Annotated in this window: 14 protein-coding genes and 1 pseudogene; 6 read left to right on the top strand and 9 right to left on the bottom strand. The window is 73.3% G+C overall.

Features of this window, described 5'->3' with window-relative positions; genetic code table 11:
- Positions 1-140: 140 nt before the first annotated feature.
- From O7633_RS14245 to purN, 3 genes and pseudogenes are all read right to left on the bottom strand, one after another.
- Complete coding sequence (locus O7633_RS14245) at positions 141-1,001, bottom strand: bifunctional methylenetetrahydrofolate dehydrogenase/methenyltetrahydrofolate cyclohydrolase (RefSeq protein WP_043965711.1); 861 nt, start codon at positions 999-1,001, stop codon at positions 141-143.
- A 100-nt stretch (positions 1,002-1,101) separates the two neighbouring features.
- Positions 1,102-2,673 (bottom strand): bifunctional phosphoribosylaminoimidazolecarboxamide formyltransferase/IMP cyclohydrolase, encoded by a 1,572-nt coding sequence (gene purH, locus O7633_RS14250; protein ID WP_282328559.1) that lies wholly within the window; start codon positions 2,671-2,673, stop codon positions 1,102-1,104.
- 3 nt (positions 2,674-2,676) lie between these two features.
- Positions 2,677-3,291 (bottom strand): annotated as a pseudogene (gene purN / locus O7633_RS14255) (phosphoribosylglycinamide formyltransferase); the annotation flags it as partial.
- 304 nt (positions 3,292-3,595) lie between these two features.
- Here purN and O7633_RS14260 point away from each other — a divergent pair.
- A complete protein-coding gene (locus O7633_RS14260) occupies positions 3,596-3,850 on the top strand; it encodes a CD225/dispanin family protein (protein ID WP_228986539.1) in 255 nt (84 codons plus the stop codon).
- A 28-nt stretch (positions 3,851-3,878) separates the two neighbouring features.
- Entirely contained in the window at positions 3,879-4,478 is a 600-nt protein-coding gene (locus O7633_RS14265; protein WP_282328162.1) for a DUF4190 domain-containing protein, read from the top strand.
- Positions 4,479-4,604: 126 nt separating this feature from the next.
- On the opposite strand, the gene O7633_RS14270 is transcribed toward O7633_RS14265, so the two are convergent.
- Positions 4,605-5,885: a DUF6350 family protein gene (locus O7633_RS14270; RefSeq protein WP_282328163.1), complete on the bottom strand. Its 1,281-nt coding sequence runs from the start codon at positions 5,883-5,885 to the stop codon at positions 4,605-4,607.
- 159 nt (positions 5,886-6,044) lie between these two features.
- Between O7633_RS14270 and O7633_RS14275 the strand changes: the two genes are divergently transcribed.
- Positions 6,045-6,308 (top strand): DUF4190 domain-containing protein, encoded by a 264-nt coding sequence (locus O7633_RS14275; RefSeq protein WP_282328164.1) that lies wholly within the window; start codon positions 6,045-6,047, stop codon positions 6,306-6,308.
- 76 nt (positions 6,309-6,384) lie between these two features.
- Here O7633_RS14275 and sucD read toward each other — a convergent pair whose 3' ends face one another.
- The 3 genes from sucD to O7633_RS14290 all read right to left on the bottom strand — a co-directional run bounded on the left by sucD (position 6,385) and on the right by O7633_RS14290 (position 9,281).
- Entirely contained in the window at positions 6,385-7,272 is an 888-nt protein-coding gene (gene sucD, locus O7633_RS14280; RefSeq protein WP_178066383.1) for a succinate--CoA ligase subunit alpha, read from the bottom strand.
- Positions 7,273-7,274: 2 nt separating this feature from the next.
- The gene (gene sucC / locus O7633_RS14285; protein ID WP_282328165.1) at positions 7,275-8,453 is read right to left on the bottom strand and encodes an ADP-forming succinate--CoA ligase subunit beta; all 1,179 of its coding nucleotides are present in this window, start codon (positions 8,451-8,453) and stop codon (positions 7,275-7,277) included.
- 423 nt (positions 8,454-8,876) lie between these two features.
- Positions 8,877-9,281, bottom strand: coding sequence for a cobalamin B12-binding domain-containing protein (locus tag O7633_RS14290; protein WP_043965699.1), 405 nt, complete (start codon positions 9,279-9,281; stop codon positions 8,877-8,879).
- A 392-nt stretch (positions 9,282-9,673) separates the two neighbouring features.
- On the opposite strand from O7633_RS14290, the gene O7633_RS14295 reads away from it, so the two are divergent.
- Together O7633_RS14295 and O7633_RS14300 are read left to right on the top strand one after the other, a co-directional pair.
- Positions 9,674-10,387: a M23 family metallopeptidase gene (locus O7633_RS14295; RefSeq protein ID WP_074472855.1), complete on the top strand. Its 714-nt coding sequence runs from the start codon at positions 9,674-9,676 to the stop codon at positions 10,385-10,387.
- Positions 10,388-10,717: 330 nt separating this feature from the next.
- The gene (locus O7633_RS14300; protein ID WP_282328560.1) at positions 10,718-11,452 is read left to right on the top strand and encodes a M23 family metallopeptidase; all 735 of its coding nucleotides are present in this window, start codon (positions 10,718-10,720) and stop codon (positions 11,450-11,452) included.
- A gap of 55 nt (positions 11,453-11,507) precedes the next feature.
- Here the strand turns inward: O7633_RS14300 and O7633_RS14305 are convergent, their stop codons facing one another.
- Positions 11,508-11,957, bottom strand: coding sequence for a tetratricopeptide repeat protein (locus tag O7633_RS14305; protein ID WP_282328166.1), 450 nt, complete (start codon positions 11,955-11,957; stop codon positions 11,508-11,510).
- Positions 11,958-11,971: 14 nt separating this feature from the next.
- A complete protein-coding gene (pcrA, locus tag O7633_RS14310) occupies positions 11,972-14,371 on the bottom strand; it encodes a DNA helicase PcrA (protein WP_282328167.1) in 2,400 nt (799 codons plus the stop codon).
- Between the two features lie 203 nt (positions 14,372-14,574).
- Between pcrA and O7633_RS14315 the strand changes: the two genes are divergently transcribed.
- Entirely contained in the window at positions 14,575-16,425 is a 1,851-nt protein-coding gene (locus tag O7633_RS14315) for a bifunctional metallophosphatase/5'-nucleotidase (RefSeq protein ID WP_282328168.1), read from the top strand.
- Positions 16,426-16,813: the final 388 nt, after the last annotated feature.

A 16,813-nucleotide genomic window follows, 5' to 3' on the forward strand; every position in this document is an offset into this window, starting at 1 on the left:
CGGACCGTATCAGTCATCCTGGCAGCCCACCGGCCAGGGGCGGCGGCCATCGGCGGGATGGGGCGAACGTCACCGTCGCCGGGTTCGCCCCGAGGTCGCCCCGGAGTCGGCCCGGCCGCTCCGGGCCGGGCGGCCGGGGCTCAGCCCCGCTCGGCCCGCTCGACGACGTTGGTCAGCAGCATCGCCCGCGTCATCGGGCCGACGCCGCCGGGCATCGGGACCACCTTGCCCGCCACCTCGGCCACCTCGGGATCGACGTCGCCGGTGTAGCGGCCCTTGCCGTCCGCCCCGATCACCCGGGTGATGCCGACGTCGACCACCGTCGCGCCGGGGGTGACCATGTCGGCGGTGAGCAGGCCCGGCACCCCGGCCGCGACGATCACGATCTCGGCCGCGCGGGTGTGGCCGGCGAGGTCGAGCGTGCCGGTGTGGCAGAGGGTGACCGTGGCGTTCTCGCTGCGCCGGGTCAACAGCAGGCCCAGCGGACGGCCGACGGTGTTGCCCCGGCCCACGACGGCGACGTTCGCGCCGCGCAACGGCACGTCGTGCCGGCGGAGCAGCTCGACGATGCCGCGCGGGGTGCACGGCAGCGGGCCGTCGTAGCCGAGGACCAGCCGGCCGAGGTTGACCGGGTGCAGGCCGTCGGCGTCCTTGTCGGGGTCGATCATCTCCAGCGCCCGCTGGGTGTCCAGGTGACCGGGCAGCGGGAGCTGGACGATGTAGCCGTGGCAGGCCGGGTCGGCGTTCAGCTCGGCGAGGACGTCGTCGACCTGCTGCTGGGTGGCGTCGGCGGGCAGCTCGCGGCGGATCGAGGCGATCCCCACCTCGGCGCAGTCACGGTGCTTGCCGTTGACGTACGCCTGGGAGCCCGGGTCCGCCCCGACCAGGACCGTGCCCAGCCCGGGGACGACGCCCCGCTCCGCCAGTGCCTTCACCCGCGCCCGCAGCTCGTCCTTGATCTCCGCCGCGGTCGCCTTGCCGTCCAGGATCGTCGCCGTCACGCCCAGATCGTCTCACGCCGGCCCGCCCCGCTGCCTGCGGACCCGGTGCAGGTCGGTCGAGGCAGCGGGGCGGGGCGGGCGGCGGGACGGCGCGGCGCGGTCAGTGGAAGAAGTGGCGGGTGCCGGTGAGGTAGAGCGTGACGCCGGCCTCCTTGCAGGCGGTGGCGACCTCCTCGTCGCGGATCGAGCCGCCCGGCTGGACGATCGCCTTCACCCCGGCCGCGATGAGTACCTTCGGGCCGTCGGCGAACGGGAAGAACGCGTCCGAGGCGCAGACCGAGCCGGCGGCCCGCTCCGCGCCGGCCCGGGTGACCGCGAGCTGCGCCGAGTCGACCCGGTTGACCTGGCCCATGCCGACGCCGACGGTCGCCCCGTCCTTGGCCAGCAGGATCGCGTTGCTCTTCACCGCGCGCACCGCCCGCCAGGCGAACGCCAGGTCGCGCAGGGTGGCCTCGTCGGCCGCCTCGCCGGTGGCGAGCCGCCAGTTGGCCGGGTCGTCGCCCTCGGCGTCCACGGCGTCGCGGGTCTGCACCAGCATGCCGCCGGTGACCTGCCGCCACTCCGCCGGCAGCGGGGCGTACGCCGGGGCGCGCAGCAGCCGCAGGTTCTTCTTCGCCCGCAGCAGCTCCAGCGCGTCCTCGTCGAAGCCCGGCGCCACCAGCACCTCGGTGAACACGTCGGCGACCTGCCGGGCCAGCTCGGCGGTGACCTGGCGGTTCACGGCGATCACGCCGCCGTACGCCGACACCGGGTCGCAGGCGTGCGCCTTGCGGTGCGCCTCGGCGACGTCGGCCCCGACGGCGATCCCGCACGGGTTGGCGTGCTTGATGATCGCCACGGCCGGCCGGTCGGCGAAGTCGTTCGCCGCCCGCCAGGCGGCGTCCGCGTCGACGTAGTTGTTGTAGGACATCTCCTTGCCGTGCAGCTGCTCCGCCTGCGCCAGGCCGGCGGGGCTGGCCGGGTCGGTGTAGAGGGCGGCGGCCTGGTGCGGGTTCTCGCCGTAGCGCAGCACCGCCGAGCGGCGCAGCGACACCCCGGCGGACTCCGGCCAGCCGGCGGCGTCGGGGGCGAGCGTGGTCGCGCACCACTGCGCCACGGCCACGTCGTACTCGGCGATGGCGGCGAACGCGCGGGCCGCCAGCACCCGGCGCTGGGCCAGGGTGAACCCGCCCGCGCCGAGGGCGGCCACCAGCTCCGGGTACGCGGCCGGGTCGGTGACCACCGCGACGGACGCGTGGTTCTTGGCGGCGGCGCGCACCATCGCCGGCCCGCCGATGTCGATCTGCTCCACGCACTCCTCGACGCCGGCGCCGGAGGCCACCGTGTCCTGGAACGGGTAGAGGTTCGACACCAGCAGGTCGACGCCGGCGATGCCGTGCTCGTCGAGCTGGGCGGCGTGCGCGGGCTTGCGCAGGTCGGCCAGGAGCCCGCCGTGGATCGCCGGGTGCAGGGTCTTGACCCGGCCGTCGAGGATCTCGGGGAAGCCGGTCACCGACTCCACCGGGGTCACCGGCACCCCGGCGGCGGCGACGGTCGACGCGGTGCTGCCGGTCGAGACGATCTCCACGCCGGCCGCGTGCAGGGCCTGGGCCAGCTCGACCAGGCCGCTCTTGTCGTAGACGCTGACCAGCGCCCGTCGGATGGGGCGGCGCTCGCCCTGACTGGAACTCACTCCGACCGTGACCTTTCTTCCGGTGATCGTCCAACCTTCGCGGACCAGCCGACCGACCTGCTCCACGAGCTGACGCCGCTCGGCGGACTTGATGCGCTCGGTGAGCGCCTCCTCGTCGTCGTCGTCGCACACGGGCACGGCGACCTGGGCCACGATCGGCCCGGTGTCCATGCCGGCGTCGACGAAGAAGAGGGTGGCCCCGGTGATCTTCACCCCGTAGGCGAGGGCGTCCCGGGGGCCGTGGATGCCGGGGAACGCCGGCAGCAGCGTGTTGTGGGTGTTGAGGTAGCGGTCACCGAAGGCGGCGAGGAACTCCGGGCCGACCAGCTTGAGGAAGCCGGCGGAGACCACCAGGTCGGGGCGGTGCGCGGCGACCTGCCTGGTCAGCGCGGCGTCCCAGTCCGCCCGGGTCGGATGGTCGGCGACCCGCTCGACGAAGGTCGGCACCCCGGCGGCGGCGGCCCGGTCCAGGCCCGCGATCCCGGCGCGGTCCGCGCCCACGGCGACGACCCGGGCGCCGTACGCGGGGTCGACGGCGGCGTCGAGCAGCGCCTGGAGGTTGCTCCCGGAGCCGGAGACGAGGACGACTATGCGGGCGACGGACGCGGGCTCGGTCACGCGGCCACCCTATCGGGCAGGTCGGGCCCGCTCCCGGGCGGGCATCCAGGTCGGGGCCGCACAGCAGCGCGCGGGCAGACGGCCCGGGGCCGTACAGCGACGCGCGGGGCGTCCAGGTCCGGCCGGAATTCGGTGCCCCTTCCTGTCGCCCGGACCCTGTACGCTGCCGGTCGCTCGGTGCCCGGCGCACGCCGGGTCCCGCACCTGTCAGTGACGCGACACGCGCGGTGTGTCGACGGAATGAGGAGCACCCAGGATGCAGCCCGGTTACCAGTCCCCCCAACCGCAACAGATCAATAACAACATGACGATGTCCATCGTGGCCATCTTCCTGTTCTGGCCGCTGGCCATCCCCGCCATCATCAACGCGTCGAAGGTCAACCCGCTGATCCAGCAGGGTGACTACGCCGGGGCCCAGGCGGCGGCGGCCGAGTCGAAGAAGTGGTCCAAGTGGGCCCTGATCGTCGGCATCGTCTGGCTCGTGATCGTCCTCGTGTGCTGCGCGCTGGGCGGTCTTGCCGGGATCATGGGTGGAGCCAGCAGCACCAGCAGCTACTGATTCAGCCCGAAGCAAGGAGCACCGACGCATGCAGCCCGGTCAGGACCCGTACGGCCAGCAGCCCCACGACCCGAACCAGCCGCAGTACCACGACCCGTACGCCCCGCCGCCCGCGGCGCCGTACGGGCAGCAGCCGACATCGGGCCAGCCCTACGGGCAGGATCCGTACGCCCAGCAGCCGTACGGGCAGCAGCCGACGTCGGGCCAGCCCTACGGTCAGGACCCGTACGCCCAGCAGCCCCCGCCGCCGTACGGGCAGCAGCCCACCTCGGGCCAGCCCTACGGGCAGGACCCGTACGCCCAGCAGCCGCCGCCCTACGGGGCCGCGCCGGGCTACCCGAACGCCGGCTACCCCCACCCGCAGGGGCAGAACAACACCCTCGGCCTGGTGTCGATGATCCTCGGCATCGCGTCGATCCCGCTGGTCTGCTGCCTGTACCTGGGCATCCCGGTCGGCATCGCCGCCGTGGTCACCGGCTACCTCGGCCGGCAGAAGGCGGCGCAGGGGCTGGCCAGCAACGACGGTCAGGCCAAGGCCGGTCTGATCTGCGGTGCGGTCGGTGCCGGGCTCGGCGTCCTGCTGTTCATCCTCGGGGTCGTGGGCAACGTGACCCTGCCCACCACCTGAGGCGGGCCCAGACCACCTGGTCGCGCACCGACGCGAGGGGCGCTCCGGAGATTCCCGGGGCGCCCCTCGCCGTGTCCCGCCCGCCGCGCTCAGGTGTGAGCGGGGCGCCCCTCTCTACCGGATGCGTTAGGAGGGGACCCTTCCTTTCACCCGCAGCGCGCGGGTGGCGGCGGCGCCGAGCAGGGCGCCGGCCGCGACCACGGCGGTGGCCGCCCCCGCCACCTGCCAGCCGACCGGGCCGATGTCGGCCAGCCGGCCGCCGCCGAGCGGGCCGCCGGAGACCGCCGCGAGCACGCCGAGCAGCAGCCCGGCGACCGGTCCGGCCAGCGCCGCCGGGACGAGCAGCGCCGGCCAGGCCAGCTCGGCGCGGTCCTCGGCGGCGATCCGCAGCAGCCGGCGGGCGAGCAGCCACCCGGCGGCCATGCCGGCCAGCACGGGCACGGCGAGCAGGCCCGCGCCGTAGCCGTCGACGGGCCCGCTGGGCAGCCCCGCCAGCAGCGGCACCGCCGGGAGCGCGCCGACGGAGACCTCGCTGGTGCGGACGGCGGTGTCGACTCCGACGGCGAACCCGGGGCCGAGCAGGTAGCTGGCCGACCAGATCGTCGCGTTCGGCGCGTAGGCGAGGCTGACCAGGGTGATCCCGGCCTGCCCGGCCACCCCGGTGCGGTAGGCGCCGATCATGTCGGCGGCGTCGCCGCCCCCGGTGGCCACGGCGAGCCCCGCTGCTCCGGCCCCCGCGCCGAGCAGCAGCAGCCCGGCGACGAGGCCGGTGCGCACCCCGTCCCGAAGCGGGGTGGGGGCCCGGGCGGCGAGCAGGCGGGCCACCGCGGTGGTCCGGAGCGCCCCGGCCAGCGCGGCGAGCGTGCCGACAAGGGCGAACGTCGCCCCGGCGCGGGCCGGGGCGGTGCCGGTCGGCACGGCGGCGAGCGCGCCGAGCAGCGCGTACCCGACGCCGACCGCGCCGGCGGCGGTGAGCGCCTGGCGCGGGGAGCGCCCGCCCCGCGCCCCGATGGCCCGGCTGGCGTGCACCCCGGCGCGGGTGAGCCGCCAGACGGCCAGCGCGGTCAGCGCGAGCGGGGTCAGGCCGAGCGGGCCGGCATCGGTGGCGAGCGGGACGCCGTGGCCGAGCAGCCAGCCGGCGAGCCCGGCGCGCAGCGCGCCGGTGACGGAGCCGGCGTCCTCGGTGAGCTGGGCGAGCCCGAGCACGAGGGCGACCGGGAGGTAGGACGTGAGCGCGGCCCAGGCGGCGGCGACCCCGGCGGCCACCACGAGGGGGGCCCGGCCGCGGGTGGGCTCCCCGGGCCGGGGCGCGGGCCCCCGGGGACCCGGGACGCGGCCGGCGGGCCGGGCGTCGGCGCCGACCCTGGCGGCCGGACGACGGGGCTGGTCAGGGGTGACGGAGGACATCGGCTCTACTCTGGCATGTCGCGCCGTCGTGGGCAGTCCGATACCGCCCCCGACCGGCCGGAAGTTCGGTGATCCACCGACCCGGCACCCCCGATCCGGTCTAGCCTCGGCCCCAGGACGCGAATTCCTGTCGCGGCCGCGGACCGCTCGGAGGAAGCCGTGAACGCTCCGTATCCACCGCCCCCCGCGCAGGCCGGGGGCCGGGACCGCACCACGTTGTGGGGCGTGCTCGGCATCATCCTGGGCCTGCTCTGCTGCGGCATCCTGGGGATCATCTTCGGGTACCTGTCGATCCGGGACGCCAGACGCTACGGCCAGTCGCCGGTGCTGGGTTACCTCGCCATCGCCTTCGGCGTGATCAACATCATCGGCAGCGCGATCCTGCGGGCGAGCGGCAACTACCCGTTCTGGAACAACGACTGACCGCTGCGGCGGGCCGACGTGACGACGCGAGGGGGCCGACCGGCTCGGTCGACCCCCTCGGCGCGTCGCGCGGCGGTCAGCCGGCCGACATGATCTCCCGCATGAGCTTGGCGGTCTCGGTCGGGGTCTTGCCGACCTTCACGCCGACGGCCTCCAGCGCCTCCTTCTTCGCCTCGGCGGTGCCCGCCGAGCCGGAGATGATCGCGCCGGCGTGGCCCATGGTCTTGCCGGGGGGCGCGGTGAAGCCGGCGATGTAGCCGACCACCGGCTTGGTGACGTGCGACTTGATGAACTCGGCGGCCCGCTCCTCGGCGTCGCCGCCGATCTCGCCGATCATCACGATGGCGTCGGTGTCGGGGTCGGCCTCGAACGCGGCGAGGGCGTCGATGTGGGTGGTCCCGATGATCGGGTCGCCGCCGATGCCGACGCAGGTCGAGAAGCCGATGTCGCGCAGCTCGTACATCATCTGGTAGGTCAGGGTGCCGCTCTTGCTGACCAGGCCGATCCGGCCGGAGCCGGTGATGTCGGCCGGGATGATGCCGGCGTTCGACGCGCCCGGCGAGGCGATGCCGGGGCAGTTGGGCCCGATGATCCGGGTGCGCTCGCCCTTGGCCACGTTGTACGCCCAGAAGGCGGCGGTGTCGTGCACCGGCACGCCCTCGGTGATGACCACGGCCAGCGGGATCTCCGCGTCGATCGCCTCGATCACGGCGGCCTTGGTGAACTGCGGCGGGACGAAGATGACCGTCACGTCGGCCCCGGTCTCGGCCATCGCGTCGGCGACGGTCGCGAAGACCGGCAGCGCGGTGCCGTCGAAGTCGACGCTCTGGCCCGCCTTGCGCGGGTTGGTGCCGCCGACGACGTTCGTGCCCGCGGCGAGCATCCGCCGGGTGTGCTTGGAACCCTCGGATCCGGTCATCCCCTGCACGATGACCTTCGAGTCCTTGGTCAGCCAGATAGCCATTGTCAGACCCCCGCAGCCGCCAGCTCGGCGGCCCGCTCGGCCGCGCCGTCCATGGTGTCGACCCGCTGCACCAGCGGGTTGTTCGCGCCGTCGAGGATCGCCCGACCGGCCTCGGCGTTGTTGCCGTCCAGCCGGACGACGAGCGGCTTGGTGACCTTCTCGCCGCGCTGCTCCAGCAGGGCCAGCGCCTGCACGATGCCGTTGGCGACCTCGTCGCAGGCGGTGATGCCGCCGAAGACGTTGACGAAGACGCTGCGCACCGACGGGTCGGACAGGACGATCTCCAGCCCGTTGGCCATCACCGCGGCGCTCGCGCCGCCGCCGATGTCGAGGAAGTTGGCCGGCTTGACGTTGCCGTGCCGCTCGCCCGCGTAGGCCACGACGTCGAGGGTCGACATGACCAGGCCCGCGCCGTTGCCGATGATGCCGACCTCACCGTCGAGCTTGACGTAGTTGAGGTCCTTCTCCTTGGCGGCCTGCTCCAGCGGGTCCACGGCGGCCTGGTCGACGAGCGCCTCGTGGTCCGGGTGCCGGAACCCGGCGTTCTCGTCCAGGGTGACCTTCGCGTCGAGCAGCAGCAGCTCGCCGTCGCCGGTCTTGGCCAGCGGGTTCACCTCGACCAGCGTGGCGTCCTCGGCGACGAATGCCTGCCACAGGCCCACGGCGACCTCGACGACCTGGTCGGCGACGTCGGCCGGGAAGCCGGCGGCGGTGACGATCTCGCGGGCCTTCGCCTCGTCGACGCCCGCGACCGCGTCGATCGGGGCCTTGACGACCTTGTCCGGGGTCTCGGCGGCGACCTGCTCGATGTCCATGCCGCCGGCGACGCTGGCGATGCAGAGGAAGGTGCGGTTCGCCCGGTCGAGCAGGTAGGAGAAGTAGTACTCCTCGGCCACGTCCGCCGTCACGGTGATCATGACCTTGTGGACCGTGTGACCCTTGATGTCCATGCCGAGGATGTCGGTGGCGCGGGCCACCGTCTCATCCGTGCCCTCGGCCAGCTTCACGCCGCCGGCCTTGCCACGGCCGCCGACCTTCACCTGTGCCTTGACGACCACCCGGCCGCCGAGGCGTTCGGCGATCGCGCGGGCCTCCTCCGGGGTGTTGGCGACGCCGCCGGCCAGCACGGGCAAGCCGTGCCGCTCGAACAGGTCCCGCCCCTGGTACTCGTACAGGTCCACGATTGCGCGTCCCGTCCCGTCTCCGCGGCGCGCCGTCGCGCCGCCGCCAGCGTTGTGGAATCAGTTTGACGCCTGTCATCAGTTGAAACAGGCCATTGGGCGCAGCCTAGCGAGGTCGGCACCGGCGGCAACCGAGCGGGTGCGCGGTGTGCCCTACTCCACAACCAGCCGGATCCCGGTCGTCGGCGGGGCGCGCAACAGTGCGCGTGGGAATTCCGCGGGGGATGTTCCCAGCTCCGCGTAACCCCCTGGTCAGGGCGTCGTTGAGTCAGGTGTCGGAGCGCTGCCGAGGCGCGAGGACAAAGACGGCCGATGCCCTGTCGGTCGAGGGGTGGCGGCGGGGCATCGTGCATAGAGGGGCCGGACGTGTGAGGGGTGCGTCCGGCCCCTCACCCTGCCCGCCGCAGGGCGCAGGGGCGCGGGTCAGGCGACCGGCTGGGCCACGTTGGCCCGCACCCACTCGACGATCGACTGCGTGGTCGCGCCCGGGGTGAAGATCTTCTTGACACCGAGCTGCTCCAGCTCGGGGATGTCGGCGTCGGGGACGATGCCGCCGCCGAAGACGACGATGTCCTGCGCGTCCCGCTCACCCAGCAGCTCGACGACCCGCCGGAACAGGGTCATGTGCGCGCCCGAGAGCACCGAGAGCCCGACCGCGTCGGCGTCCTCCTGGATGGCCGTCTCGACGATCTGCTCCGGGGTCTGGTGCAGGCCGGTGTAGATGACCTCCATGCCGGCGTCGCGGAGGGCGCGGGCGACGACCTTGGCCCCCCGGTCGTGGCCGTCGAGGCCCGGCTTCGCGACGACGACCCGGATACGAGAGCTCATCAGCGGACACCTTTCGAGGGCGCTACGACTGTCACCTGAACGAACGGTAACCCGGCGGGTCGCCGGCAGGGAATCCGACCTGCGCTCCGAGGGCAGAGCCTAGGGGGCCGGGGCAGGGGGTCGGACATTCGGGCGACAGCGGTCACGGTGCGCGACGAACGGGCAGGTGAGGGCACGTATGACCAAGTGACGAGGCATGACAATAAAGGACGTAAACGGACAGATCGACACGCCAATTACCCCGTCTGGCTTGTGACGGGCGTGGCGGTTGGCTACCGTGTCCACGGTTGTCATCAGGTCCACGGACGGGTGACGACGCGGCCAGCCGACGTTCACCACCGCTTCACGAGCGCCGGTCGACCGCATCGGATCCCCGACAACGGAGGGTGTGCGTGCGCCAGCGCCTGTCGTCTGAGCCCGATCGATATCGCGGTCGCCGCCGCGTACCCACCCCGCCGCGTAGCCGTTACGCCGCCGTCGTCACCACCGCGTTCGTCGGGGCCGGCATCGTCGCGATCGGCGCGGGAGCACTGCCGGACGCCAAGAGCGTCAGCCCGTCGGTCCTCGACGAGCTCAAGCAGGCCTCCATCACCAGCCAGGACGCGGCGGCCCGCGCGGACTCCGCCGACCGGGCCTCCCGCGACAGCCGGGTCGAGACGAAGGCGGCCGGCGAGCAGGAGGCCTGGCTCCTGCCGTTGCAGGGCTACGACTTCAACTCCCCCTACGGCATGCGCTGGGGCAAGCTGCACACCGGGATCGACCTGGTGGCCCCCGAGGGCACCCCCTACGTCGCCATCCACGAGGGCACCGTCACGAAGGCCGGCTGGTTCGGCGGCTACGGCTACGCGGTGATCGTCAAGCACGCCGACGGCAGCGAGGCCATCTACGGCCACTCCTCCGCCGTGAGCGTCAAGGAGGGGCAGCAGGTCAAGGCCGGCGACCAGCTCGGCCTGGTCGGCAACACCGGCCACTCCTACGGCTCCCACCTGCACCTGGAGATCCATGTCAACGGGGACCCGCTGGACCCGGTGCCGTGGCTCCAGGAGCGCGGAGTGGACATCAAGATGCAAATCGAGCTGTACTACAGCGACGTAGCCGCCTCCTGACGCTACGCATCGACCGTTGACCGCCCGGATCGACTGATCCGGGCGGTTCTTCGTGCGCCGCCCGCACACCAATGTCTGCTGCGTCACAGCCGATGATGTGACCAGCCGCACATCGCCAATGATCAATTATCCGGACATGGAGGTCCGGCACGGGACGCCGCGGACACCGTCCCTCCCGGTCCACGTCGCCCCACCCGTCCCCCTGCCCGCCTCCTCACCAGCGCGAACACCAGTATTTCGAGGTCCACGTCCCCTCGAAGGTGTAGGTCCGCCGTGCACGAAGAGAACATCCGCGACAGCAGCACCCCCGACGCGCCGGCCCGCCACCGGATGCGTCCCCGGCCCGGCACCCGGGCCCTGGTCGTCGGCGCGGTCGCCCTGGTCGGGCTCGGTCTCGCCGGTGCCGCCGTCGCCACCACCGCCGGCGACGAAGACCCGGCCCCCGCCGCCGTGGCGGTCGACGCACCGGCCCGCGCCGAGGCCGCCGACCGGGCCGACCGGGCCGACCGCGAATCGGCCAGCCCCGCCGCCAGCCCCAGCACCGTCTCGCCGAGCCCGTCGAGCGCCAGCCCCAGCCCGACGGCGACGAAGGCCACCGCCAAGCCGAAGCCCAAGCCCAAGCCGACCCCGAAGCCCGCGCCGAAGAAGACCAGCAAGCCCGCGCCGGCCTGGGTCATCCCGATGGCGGGGGCGACGATCACCTCCTGCTACGGCCCGCGCGGAGGCGCCCTGCACGCCGGCATCGACTTCGCCCTGCCCGCCGGCACCCCGATCCACGCCGCCGCCGCGGGCACGGTCGTGAAGGCCGGCGACGTCGGCGACGGCTACGGCATCTCCGTCTTCGTCGACCACGGCAACGGCTACCTGACCCACTACGCCCACCAGAGTCGCACCGCCGTCGGCGTCGGCGACAAGGTCACGGCGGGCCAGGTCATCGGCTACGAGGGCTCCACCGGCGACTCCACCGGCCCGCACCTGCACTTCGAGGTGCACCAGGGCCAGATGTGGAACCAGATCGACCCCGCGCCGTTCCTGCGGGCCCGGGGCATCGACGTCGCCTGCTGATCACCCGGCGACGCGCCGGCCGCTGGAGGAACCACCGGCGGCCGGCGCCCACCGGTCAGCCCAGTTGCTGCGCCAGCGTGTCCAGGCCGCCCCGGATCAGCTCCCCGTAGGCGTCGTCGCCGAGCGCGCCGATGCCCGCCCGCGCCTGCCGGAGGCACTCGCGGGCCCGGTCGAGGTCGCCGAGCCGGCGGTAGCACTCACCGAGGTTGAGGTGCAGCGACGGATAGAGGGCGGCCACCGACATCGGCACCCCGGCCCGCGCCACCCGGTCGTCGGTGAGCAGGTCGGCCGCCGCCAGGGCCCGCTGGTCCCAGCGCAGCTCCTCGTGGACGTCGTCCTGCACGTCGGCCATCGAGTGCGCGAGGACGCACACGTGCAGCGGATCGCCCTGCTCCCCGCCGATCTCGGCCCAGAGCTGGGCGAACAGGTCGCGGGCCGCCTCGCGCCGACCCTGCTGGTGGTGCAGCTGCACGCCCTCGTTGATCCGGGTGAGCGTCTCGTCCATGGTCGTCGGCCGGATCAGAGCTTGTCGATCGGGGCGTGCCGCAGCACCAGCCACATCGTCTGGTCGCCGAAGTCGATCTGCGCCCGCGCCCCCGGGCCGTGGCCCTCCACGGCGAGCACCCGACCCAGGCCGTACCGCTGGTGGTTGACCCGGTCCCCGGCCGCGACCTTCGGGCCCTGGGGCAGCTCGCTGGCCGTGGCCAGCCGGCTGCCGTCGACGCCGAGCCGCTTGGCGAGCTGCGCGGCCTTCGGGGTGCCCCCGGTGAAGCCGCCGCCGCGCGGCGCGCGGTCCGCGCGCCCGCCGACGCCGCCGCCACCGCCGCCCCACGAGGTGTACGTCCCCTCGGTGCGCTCCCAGCGGACGAGCTCCGGCGGCAGCTCCTCCAGGAACCGCGACGGCGGGTTGTAGGCCGGCTGCCCCCACGCCGAGCGGGTCACCGCCCGGGACAGGTAGAGGCGCTGCCGCGCGCGGGTGATCCCCACGTAGGCCAGCCGCCGCTCCTCCTCCAGCTCCCGGGTGTCGCCCAGCGCGCGCAGGTGCGGGAAGACGCCGTCCTCCAGCCCGGTCAGGAACACCACCGGGAACTCCAGCCCCTTGGCGGTGTGCAGGGTCATCAGGGTGACCACGCCCTGGTGGTCGGGGTCGTCGGAGGGGATCTGGTCGGCGTCGGCGACCAGCGCCACCTGCTCCAGGAAGCCGGCGAGGGTGGCCCGCTCCCCCTCGGCGCCCAGCGCCTCGACCCGCTCCGTGTACTCCCGGGCGACGCTCACCAGCTCCTGGAGGTTGTCGACGCGGCCGGCGTCCTGCGGGTCGAGGCTCTCCTCCAGCTCGGTCAGGTAGCCCGAGCGGGTCAGCAGCGCCTCCAGCACCTCCTCTGGGGTGCCGGTCTCGGCCAGCTCCCGGGCCCCGTCGAGCAGCGCCACGAAGTCGCCGATGCCGTTGGCCGCCCGGGTGGAGATGCCCGGCGCGTCGCCCGCCCGGCGCAGGGCCGCCCCGAAGGAGATGCGGTCCCGGCTGGACAGGGCCTCCACGCACGCCTCCGCGCGCTCGCCGATGCCCCGGCGGGGGGTGTTGAGGATGCGGCGCAGGCTGACCGTGTCGTCGTCGTTGACCACCGCCCGCAGGTAGGCCAACGCGTCGCGGACCTCCTTGCGCTCGTAGAAACGCACCCCGCCGACCACCTTGTAGGGCAGGCCGACCCGGATGAACACCTCCTCGAACACCCGGGACTGGGCGTTGGTGCGGTAGAACACCGCCACGTCGCCGGGGCGGGCCTCGTCGTCGTCGACCAGCCGGTCGACCTCCCGGCCCACCCAGTCGGCCTCGGCGTGCTCGGTGTCGGCCACGTATCCGACGATCTGCTCGCCGGCCCCGGCGTCGCTCCACAGCCGCTTGGGCTTGCGGGAGGTGTTGCGGTCGATCACCGCGTTGGCGGCGTTGAGGATGGTCTGGGTGGAGCGGTAGTTCTGCTCCAGCAGGATCGTCCGGGCGTCGGTGAAGTCCCGCTCGAACTCCAGGATGTTGCGGATCGTCGCGCCCCGGAACGCGTAGATCGACTGGTCGGCGTCGCCGACCACGCACAGCTCCGCCGGCGCGATCCCCTCGGTGCCGGAGACCAGCTCCTTGATCAACGTGTACTGCGCGTGGTTGGTGTCCTGGTATTCGTCGACCAGCACGTGCCGGAACCGGCGGCGGTAGCCCTCCGCGACGTGCGGGTGCGACTGGAACAGGTGCACCGTCGTCATGATCAGGTCGTCGAAGTCCAGCGCGTGCGCCTCGCGCAGCCGCCGCTGGTAGAGCGTGTACGCCTCGGCGAGGGCCCGCTCGTTGGGCCCCTTGGCCCGGCCGGCGAACTCCTCCGGGTCGACCAGCTCGTTCTTCAGGTTGGACACCTGGGCGGCCAGCCCCCGCGCCGGGTAGCGCTTCGGGTCCAGGTCCAGCTCGCGGGCGACGAGCTGCATCAGGCGGCGGGAGTCGTCGGCGTCGTAGATCGAGAAGCTCGACTTCAGGCCGGCGTGCTCGTGCTCGGCCCGCAGGATGCGCACGCACGCCGAGTGGAACGTCGACACCCACATCAGCCGGGCGCGCGGGCCGACGAGCTGGGTCACCCGCTCCTTCATCTCGCCGGCGGCCTTGTTGGTGAAGGTGATCGCGATGATCTCGCCGGGGTGGACGTCGCGGGCCGCGAGCAGGTAGGCGATCCGGTGGGTGAGCACCCGGGTCTTGCCGGAGCCGGCGCCGGCCACGATCAGCAGCGGCGAGCCGGCGTGCACGACGGCGTCGCGCTGGGGGCCGTTGAGGCCCTCCACCAGGGCCTGCGGGTCGAGGCGGACGGCCGGGCCGGGCCGGGGCGGCGGGGCCGACGCGGGCTCGGGCTCGGGCGGGGGCGCGGGGATGTCGAAGAGAGGCTGCATCGCACGGCGAGTCTATGCCGCCGGCCGGACACTTCCCGACAGCGCGGCCCCGACGCGACCGATCAGGACGGCGGGGACACCGGGCGACAGCAGGAAGAGACCAACCCGTCACCCGTCCGGCTCTGGCGCGGCCGTCCCCGATCCACAACGATGGCTGGTGAACCCCCACTTCCTCCCCCGTACACGATTTTGGGAGAAAAACCATGAGTCAACCGCGCTCGCGCGGTCGGGCGGTGCTGCGTCACCTCGCCGCGCCGGCCCTCGCACTGGCTGTCGTCGCCACGCTGCCGGCCGCCACGCGGCCCGCGCCGGCCCCGGCCGCCGACCCCTGGGCGGCGCTCGCCCCGGTCTCGGTCTCCTACGCCAAGCCCACCGGCGGCGAGGTCAAGGGCAACTTCCTCAGCTACAACGACTTCCACGGCGCGATCGACCCGCCGGCGGGCAGCGGCGCCGTGGTCAACGGCACCCCGGCCGGCGGCGTGGAATACCTCGCCACCTGGCTCAAGAAGCTGCGCGCCGAGGCCAAGGCCGAGGGGCGGGTCACCACCACGGTCGGCGCCGGCGACCTGGTCGGGGCGACCCCGCTGGTCAGCGCCGCGTTCCACGACGAGCCGACCATCGAGCTGATGGACCAGATCGGCCTGGAGATCAGCTCCGTCGGCAACCACGAGTTCGACGAGGGCGTCGACGAGCTGATCCGGCTCAACAAGGGCGGCTGCCACCCGGTCGACGGCTGCCAGGACGGCGACGGCTTCAAAGGCGCGAAGTTCACCTACCTCGCCGCCAACACCATCAGCAAGAAGACCAAGCTGCCGATCCTGCCCCCGGTCGACGTCAAGTTCGTCGGCGGCGTACCGGTCGGCTTCGTCGGGGTCACCCTGGAGGGCACCCCCGGCATCGTCAACCCGGCCGGCATCACCGGTGTGACGTTCAAGGACGAGGTGGAGACCGCCAACAAGTGGGGCGGCCTGCTCAAGCTGTTCGGCGTGAAGGCCATGGTGCTGCTGGTGCACGAGGGCGGCGCGCAGTCCCCGCCGCCGAGCACCCCCGGCGTCTCCGACTGCGCCAACTTCTCCGGCCCGATCGTCGACATCGTCAAGGGCCTGCGGCCCGAGTTCGGCCTGGTCGTCTCCGGCCACACCCACCGGTTCTACTCCTGCTCGCTGCCGAACTCCTCCGGCCAGCCCAGCGTGGTCACCAGCGCCGGCAACAACGGCCAGCTGATCACCGACGTCGACTACTCCCTCAACCGGCGCACCGGCCGGTTCACCGGGATCTCGGCCCGCAACGTCATCGTCGAGAACGGCGTCCGCAACGCCGACGGCACCTGGCAGCAGACCAGCCCCGGCGTGTACGCCCGCAACCCCGACCTGGTGGACGCGGGCGCGAAGGCGCTGGCCGACAAGTACCGCACGGCCGTCGCCCCGATCGCCAACAAGGTGGTCGGCAGGATCAGCGCCGACATCGTCCGCGACGCCCTGCCCAACGGCGAGAGCCCGCTCGGCGACGTGATCGCCGACGCGCAGCTCGCGTACACGAAGAGCAACGGGGCGCAGATCGCGCTGATGAACCCGGGCGGCGTGCGGGCCTCCATGTCGTACGGGGCGTCGGCCGGCGGCGAGGCGCCGGGCGAGGTGACCTACGGCGAGGCGTTCGCGGTGCAGCCGTTCAACAACCTCGTGGTCACCCAGACCTTCACCGGGGCGCAGCTCAAGAACGTGCTGGAGCAGCAGTTCGTGGGCTTCAAGGGGCAGACCACCCAGCGGATCCTCCAGGTGTCGGCCGGGCTGACCTACTCGTACGACAGCACCGCCCCGGTGGGCTCCCGGGTGAGCGCCCTGGCGCTGAACGGGACCCCGATCGACCCGGCGGCCAGCTACCAGGTCACCACGAACGACTTCCTGGCCAACGGCGGCGACGGCTTCACCGAGCTCACGGGCGGCACCGGCCGCACCACCGCCCCCGGCTTCGACGTCGACGCGCTGGTGGCGTACGTGGGCGCGGGCGACCCGGTCGCCCCCGGCCCGGCGAACCGCATCACCCGCCTCGGCTGAGCTGGTGGTAAGGAGGGGCCCCTTGTTAACGCATACGGTCGAGAAGGGGCCCCTTCTCACACCGCCCGCCCGGGTGGTGGGCGGCGGCAGTGCTTGCGCAGGTGGCCGGGCAGTCGGCATACTCGACGGCGTGTTCGGTCAGCGCTTCTACTTTTACTACGGCACCGGGAGTCCGGCAGCCGTGGGTCGCGCCTGATCAGATCAGACCTACGAAAGCCCCGGGCTCTGGAGAGCCCGGGGCTTTTCCGTCCCGGGATCCGGGCACCGGGCCCGACGTCCGAGGGGTACGGCGATGATGGCAGACGTGATGGAGCAGAACGGCAGCTTGGCGCGGTCCCGCCCGCAGAGTGACCAGGGCGGCGGCGTCCAGGCCAACGCCGGCAGCGGC

It is taken from the genome of Micromonospora sp. WMMD712, assembly GCF_029581295.1.
Taxonomy (GTDB): domain Bacteria; phylum Actinomycetota; class Actinomycetes; order Mycobacteriales; family Micromonosporaceae; genus Micromonospora; species Micromonospora carbonacea.